This is a genomic window from bacterium, from assembly GCA_026398675.1.
Taxonomy (GTDB): domain Bacteria; phylum RBG-13-66-14; class RBG-13-66-14; order RBG-13-66-14; family RBG-13-66-14; genus RBG-13-66-14.
Genome location: JAPLSK010000303.1, coordinates 1 through 9,340 on the forward strand (window position 1 = coordinate 1; position 9,340 = coordinate 9,340).

Here is a 9,340-nt window from a genome sequence, read left to right on the forward strand (position 1 = left end):
AAGTTGTTCTCTTCTCTTCTCTTCTCTTCTCTTCTCTTCTCTTCTCTTCTCTTCGTGTTCGTGGCGTTCTTCCTGATTTCCTGTGAGGATTCACTCTCGCCGCAGGGATACCCGCCGCTGCCGGACGAGAATCCGCTGGGAGAAAGGGATGAGAACTCGCTCGGCTTCTGGCGCATCTGGGGGGCCATAGATGCACCGCTCGACTGGACGCCCGACTCCGACACGGTGCAAATCTGGATGACCAACTGGCAAGGACATGAGAACCAACTCGGGGAAACGATAAACTTCACGCTCGTCTTCACCGGACAGACCTACAAACACTGGTCCTTCAAAACCGGAGGTAACTACGGTCCTGTCGAAGACCCCTACAAGTTCTTCTTACCCAGCCTCAACTGGTGGTCTAAACCTTGGGAAAGCCCGCCGGTATACTGCCGCACCTATGTTCGCGGGTACACATGGGAGGAGTTCGGCGGAGGTGGGGGGTGGGTGATAGCGGATGAGGACTACTCGTACAACCCGTTCAACCCACCCGGCATCAATCCGGATTGGAAGTACTACACGATTTACCACGGGGATTGGGAGGATTATTGGGCCTGGGATACCGTGTATCTCGACCTGACGGATTAAGGAGATGGAGCCATGAAAAGGATTGCGACCCTGTTAATGTTCGTCGCGTTCTCGGTCGTTCCCGTCGCGGCCGATGACGACCTCGAGGTCCTGTGGGACCAGTGCTTCGACTACCTGTTAATGATGGGCGGCTTTGGGATATACGGCGAGCACTACACCCAGGACGACTTCACCCTGGAGACGGACGCGGAAATCGAGGTCGTGGAATTCTGGGCACACTACTACCCCGAGGAGCCCGCTTACCACCTGTCGTTCTGGGCGAACGTGCGCTACGACCAGTACGGCATGCCCGGTGCGTACTACTTCAGGGACTGGGTAGGCCCTGACGATTTGGAAGAAATCGACACCGGATTCGATTACAACGGACATATCCTGTACCTGTACCGGCTGCACATCGAGCCCTGCCACATCGAAGCCGGGACGCCGTTCTGGCTCGAAATCCGCTCGGACGCCGAGAACTGCATGTGGGGTATCAAAGGCGGCGGCAACCTGTACTACCAGTGGTACCAATGGCATCAAGCGACCTATTTCCGCCTCCTGGGCACGCCCGAGGACACCGGCGTCCAGACCGCGAGCTGGGGGGAGATAAAGGCGGGGTTCTCGGACTAGCGTCCATGTATAGCAGTCACCGCGCGTCCAAACGTAGGGCGGGGATTCAATCCCCGCCGCTTTCACACCACACCCCGGCTGCGATGACTTAGGGGCGGGTGTCCACACCCGCCTGCGGGCGGCCGCAGGGGATGCATCCCACGGGCCGCCCCTGGACTACCGGCCCTAAAAAAACCGCGAAACCCGCGGCAATCGTACAACCGTAAAAAAGGAGGCGACCCCTCCTTCTTTTTCAACCCTTCCGACCCCGCTCCCCTACTGGACCATGTAGTAGATGGGATCCACGGCGATGCCGTTGAGCCGGACCTCGTAGTGGAGGTGGGGTCCCGTGGTGGCGCCGGTGATGCCGATGGCGCCCACCACGCTGCCGGCGTTCACCCGCTCACCCACCTGGTAGGCCACGGAGCTCAAATGGGCGTAGCGGGTCTGGTAGCCGTTCCCGTGGTCAATCCAGACGGTCAGCCCGTAGGCCCCCAGGAAACCGGACTCGACGACCACGCCGCTGGCCGGTGTGCGCACCGGGGTACCGATGGGCGCCGCGATGTCGAGTCCCTGATGGGGGCCGTGCCAACGCGGATCGCCTAAGTAGCCGGTGATCACCCCCTGGACGGGGACGCCATAGGGAACGTCGGGACTGATGGTGGAGATGCGCTTTTCCAGCTCCCGGACCAGTTTGTACATTTCCTGGGAGAGGCCGGCCATGTCGGATAGAAGCGCGGCTTCCGCGGCGGCGTACTCCTGGGTATCGTGGTTGACGAAGTTCAGCCCGAAGGTGGTGACGGCCACCCGCTCATCCCCTGACCTGGGATTTGCGGAGCGCCCGAGGGGTAAGCCCGTCCCCCCGCCCTGTCCCAGGAGGTCTGCCGCCTGCTCCTCGTCCAGCTTGAACCCGGCCATGATTCTCAGGTTCTTGTAGAAATTCTGCAGTTGGGTGAGCTGGATGCGGATGTTGCGCATGGAGCGCTCGTAGGCCCGTTTGTCACGCTCGGCGGCCGCCCGGAGCGCCGAGAGCTCGGAGCCGGAGATCATCGCCGCCTCTTTGTACTCGGACACCCGTCGGGCGAGGAAGTCGCCGCGTTCCTCGAGGGGCTTCAAATCGTGGACCGTGTTGTTGAATAAAAGGGCGTAGTACAGCGCCGTCCCGCCCAGCCCCAGGATCAGGGCGGCGGCGAAGACGACGGCCCCCACCAGCAGCCAGCGCCTGACGAGGTAGGGCCGCGCCGCACCGCCGGTGTGGGGCACGATGACCACGGAGATGTGTCGGGAAAGGGGCATTCCGCATCTACTCCGCGGGGACGTAGATAAACCAGGCGCCGTTGCGGTGGACGAGGGTGAAGGAGTACTGATCCGAGTACCGGTTGCCGTAGGGGTCGAGGAACACCTGTCGGGCCAGCACGCGGCGCTCGTCCTCGGAGCGTTCCTCGACCTGGATTACCTCGTGTTCCACGATCTCGTCCAGGAAGTACTCACGCTCGGCGGTGGGTTCGAGTTCCCGCCGCGCGGCCTTCACCTCGTCCGGGGAGAGTTCGTCCCACGCCGGGAACCAGAGGCAGGCGACCAGCGCCTCGGTGTCCCGGGCGTTGTTCGCCCGGACGAAATCGTCGTAAACGCCTTCCGGAGCGGACCCGCCGCAGAAGGCGAAAAGCAACAGTAAAACCGGAAGCAAGATTCGCCACATCGTCCATCGGCTCCGCGTTAGTGAACCTAACAGAAGAATTTCAAAAAAACAACCCGCCGCGTAAAGGCCGCCCGCTCAATGAGAAAGACCGGCCCGGGCCGGTCTCGGCGGATCACTCCCCCGTCAACCGGGGTGTCGGTTCGGTATCGGCGAAGCCACGCCCGGCTGAACTGCTCCCCCCGACTACTGGGGTGTCAGGGAAAGTGGATAGGTGACCCTGACCGAGCCGCCCTCGATGGCGGAAAAGCTCAGGCCGCGGATTCCGCTCAGTATCGGTCCGATCAGGTTGGCATCGGGCAGGGTACTATTTGAGAAGGTGGCGTTCTCCACGGAACCGTCCGGCTGGATGCCGAAGATGATACTGATGGAGCCGCTGGCGTTGGGGTTGGTCTTTAAAAGCTCGTTGTACTTCTGCCTTGCCTGTCCGAGGGCCGAGGAGACGGCGGCGCGGATTTCGGTCTGCGAACGACCCGGATCAGCCGCACCCTCGCCGGTTATCTGCACCGGTCCGGCGACCCCGATCTTACCCGTGCGCCCCTGGACCTGGGGACCGCCTGTATCCACCTCCGGAGTTTCGGCGTGGAGCTGCTTCTCCCTCTCCACTTTGAGCTCCGTGCGCTGTTCCTCCAACTGGGAGCGCTCCGCCTCCAGGGAAACGACCAGCCCGACGTTTCCGGCGGCGCTGGCCTGGGCGATGGCCTTGTCTATCTGCGTCAGGCGACTGTCTATGGCCGCCAGACGGTCGTCTATCCCCTTGATCCGCTCCCTGAGCTCGGCGCTCAGCTCCTCGGTTTTCGTCGTTTTGCTTATGAGATCGATGGTGAGCCAGGTTCCCCCGATGGCGACGATAGCGATGATGACGACGACCAGGGTGGTCTGGCGCTTGCGGCGCTTCTTGACCGCCCGCTCCATGTTCATTATCTCGTCGGACTCGGCCTCGAGCTCCTTGGCCCGTCTATCCAGGTCCGCGCGCTGTAAATCGAGCGCGGCGGCCTGCTCCTTGGTCATCTCGGCCTGTTTGGCCAGATCCTCGAGCTCCAGGCGCTCGGCCTCGAGCCTGCGCTGTTCGGAGAGAATCCTCTCGCGCTCGGCCTTCTGCCCCTCGTAGGTGAGGATGGTGGCCGACCCTGACCCGACGGCGTCTATCCAGCTCGTGAAGGCCTCGGTCCGGGCCTTGGTCTTGGACATGTGGAAGATAGAGTTCAGGTGCTCGACGTTCTTGGCATGAACCCAGACCTTCTGGGTGGAGAGGCGGACGTAATCGTCCGGACCCAGCCGGCTCTCGTCTATCCACTTTTTAACCGTCTCCACCGAGACGGGTCCATACTGCCGACCGTCTATCTTCAGGAAGAGTTTCTTTTCCTCGTCGGCCATCTGGGAGCTCTCCTGAGAAATGCCGCTTGCCCTCCGCGGGATAGTCTAGCCCACGTCGCGCCTACGGTCAAGTCCCCGGTTCATACCTCCCTATTCGCGGGGGGCGTTACTTCTTTTCCCATTGTAATACGTATTACGACCCTTCACCGTGCCCACGCGGAGAAATCGCCCCACGCATTTGGGAGGGATGGGGATACGGGGTTCCCGGCTCTCCCTCTCCCCGTGGGGGAAGCATCCGCTTGCGGGTCGGAATGCCGCCCTTAAAAAAGGAGGGCCGTTTTCACGGCCCCCCCACTGGGAATACCCGATCCGGGATATGAGTGCGTCCCGTCCGGGTGCGACCCGGGACGGGTTACTTGGGCGAGAGCACGAACGGCACCGACAGGGTTACCTGACCCTGTACGCCACCGACGGCCCAGCCTCGAACCACGCCCACAATCTCGGACTCCATCTGGGTATTCCCCGTATCGTTCCCCGTCACCGAGACGCTGGAAACCACGCCGTTGGAGAAGGTGACTTTGACGACGACACGACCCTGGAGGTTCGGATTCAGCTTCAGGTACTTCTCGTAGATGGCCTTTATCTGTCCGCCCCTCTGGCGGATGTAGCTGGAAATTTCGCTGATGGCCTCGTTTGAGACATCGACGCCCTTATCCGTCACCGTCGCCCTTGGACTTACCGGCCGGGCCTTGATGATGGTCGGGCCGCCTTCGGTGCCGCCGACCCCGGTACGTCCGATGGTCGGTCCACCTGTGCCTCCCTGTCCGCCACCGGCGAAACCGCCGCCTTCACCGGTCCCGCCGGCTCCGGCGCCTCCGCCCCCAGTCCCGACCGTTCCGCCGACCGAGAACAGGCTCGAGGTGCCTTCGCCGCCGGAAAGCCCCATGACGCCGCCGGCTCCGCCGACAACGTTGGATGTGATGGCGGTGATGAGAAGGTCCGCCGCGCCGCCGCCGGCCGTCAGTCCGGCCGCGCCGACGATGTCCCCGGCCGATGGGCCGTTGCCGCTGCCGCGCCCCTGACCTCCGGTCCCGGTGGATGTGACGTCTGCGACAACCTCTTCACCTTCCCCGGCGCCCAACGCCGAAGGGTCTATGATCACGTCCGACTCCTCGGCGACGAGAATCTGCCGTAGTCGGGGCCGGTCCTCGAGTGCCGCGAAGGGATCGTGGGGATCGACGACGGATTGTAGCCAGCCGAAAACGCCGCCCAACAGCATCGAAGCGGCGAAGAATCCGGCGAAGACCTTGTCCTCCGGCTCGAAAGCGAGACCGGATGTGATGGAGTCGGCCAGCCGGGGCTCACCGGCAATCTGCTGCACCGTCGGGGTGAAGTAGCCGAAGTGAATAGTTATGTCGGAGATGCGAATCTGACCTTTCTTGGACCGCGTCGCCCGGAAGGCGTAGCCGTTTTTGACCCGCGGCAATGAACCGCAGAGCCGCAGATCGCGAAGCGAAAGGGTCGAGTCACCCACGCTGATCTTTCCATCCATGTCCTCGGTTACAGTGAAGTCGTACTCCTCGCCCCGCTGGACGGCCAGCACGTGCCTACGCATGACCGTTGGATCATGCTGCAGCACTATGTCGCAGTCCGGTGCCTGGCCCACGGTGATGGTATCCCGTTCGGGAATCAGGCGTTTTATTATCCTGTCCCCCCGGGAGATCACCAGGCCCAGCACTGGTTTTTCGGATGTTTCTGGCATTTCATTCTCCTTGGCTTACCCTCACTCCTCCCACTTGCCGGTATCCTGGATCGAAGCGAGGGTGATGTTCATGTACCCGGCGCTCGCCGCCGTCGCCACTACTTTCTTGATCAGGCTGAAGTAGTGGTTCTTGTCCGCCAAAACCAGGATTTTCGGCGGCTCCGCCTCACGCCCTGCCGTACGCATGGTTTCCTGAAGCGCCTCGACGCGCGTCTCCATCCTGGCTTTCAGGGGCTTTATCACGATGTCCTTCGAGCTGATCGCCTCGTCGGTGGTTATGACCTCTTCCTCGAGGAAATAGATCGCGTCCGTACCGACGGCGACGCGGTCAACCACGCCGGGGATGCTTTTGGAATCTGACTTCGGCAGCGAAAGTTTGGCCGCCGTTGCCGAAATGTCCCCCTGGGTGGAGAAGGTCTTGAGGAGGAACACCAACACGATGGTCATCATGTCCATCATCGAGGTGATCGGCACACCCTTTTCCTCGACCTTCCTCCTCGCGTGATGCGGCTTGAATTTCAGGAACTTGCTCGGGGTCTGTACACCTGGCATATCTCACCTCCTTTCTTCTTAGGTCAGCGCGGAACCGCTCCACCGAAGATCACGCTGGGAAAAAGGGTCGCGACGTAGGCCTTCTGACCCTTCTCCACGCCGTACTTGGCGGCGTCCTCGTCGGTCTTGACCTCGATGACATTCACGTCGCCACGGACGATGTCCATGAGGTTGATGACCTCGCTGAAGGGGATGGAGTCCTGGATCGCGAGGTAGACCTCCTCGTGGTCCTGGTACTGGGGCATTTTTTTGACTTTCTCCATCAGCACTTCACGGAGCGTTGCGTAGTCGTACGCTCCGCCGATCTTGGGGATCCAGTTTTTTTCGGCACCGGACTTCTCGGGGTAGACCGGCAGTACGCCCTTGTCGTTGGTGATGATGAAACCTTTGTCGGCGCTCATCCCGACCATCAGGATCTTGGTGACCCCACCCATACTACCACCCACTCCGCCCCCGCTGGCCGCGGCTTGGGGAGGTAGGGTGACCTGCAGCGCGACCGTGGTGACGAAAACGGCGCACATCAACAGCAAGGGGATCAACATGGACATCAAGCCCATAATCGGGATGAGGTAGTCATCAGTCGAGGGCTTCTCTTCAACACCCCGCCTGGCCGCACTCGGTCCGAAAGCCATGGCCTATCCTTTCATCTGGGTGATGAGGTTGGTGATCTTCACCGAGAACTCGTCAATATCGTTGATTATCTTCCGCGTTTTGTCCTTGAGCCACGCCGCGGCGGCCAGGGTCGGCACGGCGACCACCAGACCGAACATGGTGGTCAACATGGCGATGGCGATCCCCTCCGACAGGAGCCGGGCCGAGTCCTCCGGGTTCGCCACGGTGATGGCGTCGAACGCCGTCATCAGGCCGGAGATCGTCCCCAGCAGTCCGAGGAGGGTCGCGATCTGCGCCAGCATGTCCAGGTAGCTGGTGCGTTTCTCGAGCCGGGGGATGACCTCGAGGGTCTTGGCGTCGGCCGCCACCTGCATGTCGCGTCCGGAGCCCGAGTGGTGCTTGAGGATTTCACGCAGGATCTGGGCCAGCGCCGCGTTGGTTGTGTTGCACAGGGCGATGGCCCGCTCGATGTTGCGGTTCTGGATCAGCTTCTCCAGCTCGGCGATGAAGGTCTTGGTGTTGATGCTCGACTTGAAGACAATGAAGTAGGTCCGCTCGAGGATGAAGGTCAGGGAGAGCATCGCCACGAAGAGGATGATCCACATGAAGTCCCCGCCGTCGGCGAAGGAGTCAATGAGTCTGTACATGGATTCCTTTCCTCGGTTTGTGGGTTGTTGGGTTCATGGGTTCGGCGGCCTTTCCGGTTAAATCGGAGAATCTCCTTTCTCAGCCGTGGTGGATATGGTTGGTCGCCCTATCGAATACTATAAGTCCTAATCCGTGAGCATGATAATCGCCGCGGCCAGGAGCGCCACGCCCGCCGAACCCGCCAGCCAGTTGGCGTTGAGGGTCTCGGAATTGGCGTCCATGTAGCCGGCGGTTATACCGGAGGCTATGCCCGCGCCCGTGGCCAGCCAGAGGAAGGGGTTGTCAATGGACCGCTGACTCACGGAGATGCCCTCCTCGAACTCCTCCTTGTCAATGGGGTTGAGTATTTGGCTGGCGTACGTCTGGCGCAGCATCACCTTATCGAATTCGGGATCCGTGCGCAGGATGAAGGACATCTGGGACGGCGCCATTCTCCGCCCGAATATCTCGAGTTCCACCACGGCGTCTTTCCGGATCGTCGGTGTTGACCGCTTCGACGGCGAACACGTTGTCACCGACGTCCAGGTATTCCGTCACGTCTATCTGCTCGTAGGTCGTCCAATCATCTTCGTTCTCGGTCGAGTCCTGGTGCACCAGGACGCCGTTGACGTAAAACTGGTAATTGTTGTTGGCCGTTATCCGGACGATGAAATGCTCCTGGATGTCCTTGTCCTCGTCGTTGATGAGGCTGCGCGGCAGACCGAATTCCCGGCGGAAGTAAGCGGTAACCCCGCTACGGGCCCATATCCACTCCGCATCGGCGCCCGGCCACCCGTACACCTGACTCCGGGCGGCGGATAGACCTTCACTGAACGTGCCCAAGACGGCCGTGCTCCAATCGTCGTCGTTGTAGTCCGTCGTCGTCCAGGACGTGCCGTCCTGGCGAGCGTTGGTGACGTGCCAGGCCTGTTTGAGGGCCTCGATCTGCTCCTCGGTGAGGTCTGTGTACTGGGCGCGCACGTTGTCCACCACGATCGGCCCGACAAGAAGGAGGGCGAGAACGGCCAATATCAGACGGGACTTGGCGGTGAACGGCATCTTTTCCTTCCCCGGATTGCGAGTCTCGGCTTACACCGACAAGCCCCGTCGGGCTTGCCGTCCGGTGCAAGTGTCGGTTATATGAGCGTCTTGGGTTTCTTCAGCCGTACTGTTTTCAATGCCATACCTTACGGTTCCACGCCGGATGCAATCAACTTTCACCTAAGGGTCCACACTCTCTTACGCTCGGGAAACGAAGTAGTGCCCGCGGCGGAACGAGCGATTTCATTTTAATCACCCGGTTCGGTTGTGCCTTCGGTCGTTGTATCCTCAACGGGTGCGGCTTCGCTTTCGTCTGTGGTCGTTTCGGCGGCATCCGGCGGGGTCTCCACGGGCGTCTCCTCGATGATGGGCGTTTCCTCGACAGGCGTCTCCTCTACGGGCGTCTCCTCGATGAGGGGTGTTTCCTCGACAGGCGTCTCCTCCACGGGCGTTTCCTCGATGATGGGAGTCTCCTCGATGGGCGTTTCCTCGATAATCACGGGTTCCGGAGCCATGGC

12 protein-coding genes are annotated in these 9,340 nt (G+C 61.3%); 2 read left to right on the plus strand and 10 right to left on the minus strand.

All coding sequences use genetic code 11. The features are described 5' to 3' along the window. Positions 1 to 627, plus strand: a 627-nt coding sequence (locus NTW26_08970; GenBank protein ID MCX7022385.1) for a hypothetical protein, incomplete at its 5' end; no start/stop codon positions are given. Between the two features lie 12 nt (positions 628 to 639). Then, entirely contained in the window at positions 640 to 1,236 is a 597-nt protein-coding gene (locus tag NTW26_08975) for a hypothetical protein (protein ID MCX7022386.1), read from the plus strand. A 255-nt stretch (positions 1,237 to 1,491) separates the two neighbouring features. Here the strand turns inward: NTW26_08975 and NTW26_08980 are convergent, their stop codons facing one another. From NTW26_08980 to NTW26_09025, 10 genes are all read right to left on the minus strand, one after another. Further along, positions 1,492 to 2,511 carry a M23 family metallopeptidase gene (locus tag NTW26_08980; GenBank protein ID MCX7022387.1) on the minus strand — a complete coding sequence of 340 codons (1,020 nt, stop codon included), beginning with the start codon at positions 2,509 to 2,511 and terminating at the stop codon, positions 1,492 to 1,494. 7 nt (positions 2,512 to 2,518) lie between these two features. Beyond that, positions 2,519 to 2,914: a hypothetical protein gene (locus NTW26_08985; protein ID MCX7022388.1), complete on the minus strand. Its 396-nt coding sequence runs from the start codon at positions 2,912 to 2,914 to the stop codon at positions 2,519 to 2,521. Positions 2,915 to 3,097: 183 nt separating this feature from the next. Further along, positions 3,098 to 4,288: an AgmX/PglI C-terminal domain-containing protein gene (locus NTW26_08990; protein ID MCX7022389.1), complete on the minus strand. Its 1,191-nt coding sequence runs from the start codon at positions 4,286 to 4,288 to the stop codon at positions 3,098 to 3,100. Positions 4,289 to 4,640: 352 nt separating this feature from the next. After that, the gene (locus NTW26_08995) at positions 4,641 to 5,990 is read right to left on the minus strand and encodes an AgmX/PglI C-terminal domain-containing protein (protein ID MCX7022390.1); all 1,350 of its coding nucleotides are present in this window, start codon (positions 5,988 to 5,990) and stop codon (positions 4,641 to 4,643) included. Between the two features lie 21 nt (positions 5,991 to 6,011). Continuing rightward, positions 6,012 to 6,542 (minus strand): biopolymer transporter ExbD, encoded by a 531-nt coding sequence (locus NTW26_09000; protein MCX7022391.1) that lies wholly within the window; start codon positions 6,540 to 6,542, stop codon positions 6,012 to 6,014. 23 nt (positions 6,543 to 6,565) lie between these two features. Continuing rightward, complete coding sequence (locus NTW26_09005; protein MCX7022392.1) at positions 6,566 to 7,174, minus strand: hypothetical protein; 609 nt, start codon at positions 7,172 to 7,174, stop codon at positions 6,566 to 6,568. 3 nt (positions 7,175 to 7,177) lie between these two features. Then, positions 7,178 to 7,801: a MotA/TolQ/ExbB proton channel family protein gene (locus tag NTW26_09010; GenBank protein MCX7022393.1), complete on the minus strand. Its 624-nt coding sequence runs from the start codon at positions 7,799 to 7,801 to the stop codon at positions 7,178 to 7,180. Between the two features lie 126 nt (positions 7,802 to 7,927). After that, positions 7,928 to 8,218, minus strand: coding sequence for a hypothetical protein (locus NTW26_09015; GenBank protein MCX7022394.1), 291 nt, complete (start codon positions 8,216 to 8,218; stop codon positions 7,928 to 7,930). Further along, the gene (locus tag NTW26_09020) at positions 8,181 to 8,840 is read right to left on the minus strand and encodes a hypothetical protein (protein ID MCX7022395.1); all 660 of its coding nucleotides are present in this window, start codon (positions 8,838 to 8,840) and stop codon (positions 8,181 to 8,183) included. The genes NTW26_09015 and NTW26_09020 overlap by 38 nt, the downstream gene beginning before the upstream one ends. 230 nt (positions 8,841 to 9,070) lie before the next feature. After that, positions 9,071 to 9,340, minus strand: a 270-nt coding sequence (locus NTW26_09025) for a hypothetical protein (protein ID MCX7022396.1), incomplete at its 5' end; no start/stop codon positions are given.